Source organism: Lysinibacillus sp. GW247-5R2A, assembly GCF_059424475.1.
This window is the reverse complement of record NZ_JBWKZL010000018.1, coordinates 1-359: the sequence shown is the minus strand read 5'-3', so window position 1 is coordinate 359 and position 359 is coordinate 1. Positions and strand designations below refer to the sequence as shown.

The following is a 359-nucleotide window of genomic DNA, read 5'->3' as shown; positions in this document are numbered from 1 at the left end:
GGGCGACTGATGGGAATCGAACCCACGAATGCCTGAACCACAATCAGGTGCGTTAACCACTTCGCCACAACCGCCATAATTAATATTATTTTGTTTTATTTTAAAGTTAAATGGGGCGACTGATGGGAATCGAACCCACGAATGCCTGAACCACAATCAGGTGCGTTAACCACTTCGCCACAACCGCCATAAAATTTAATTGGCAGGGGCAGTAGGAATCGAACCCACATCAAAGGTTTTGGAGACCTCTATTCTACCGTTAAACTATGCCCCTATTTGATAAAAACTGGTGGAGGGGGACGGATTCGAACCGCCGAACCCTAAGGAGCGGATTTACAGTCCGCCGCGTTTAGCCACTT

3 tRNA genes are annotated in these 359 nt (G+C 47.4%); all 3 read right to left on the bottom strand.

Annotated elements, in window-relative coordinates:
• Window position 1: 1 nt before the first annotated feature.
• Window positions 2–74, bottom strand: a tRNA-His gene (locus AC07YC_RS21185).
• Between the two features lie 37 nt (window positions 75–111).
• Window positions 112–187: transfer RNA gene (locus tag AC07YC_RS21180), tRNA-His, on the bottom strand.
• Between the two features lie 13 nt (window positions 188–200).
• A tRNA-Trp gene (locus tag AC07YC_RS21175) sits at window positions 201–274 on the bottom strand.
• Window positions 275–359 lie beyond the last annotated feature (85 nt).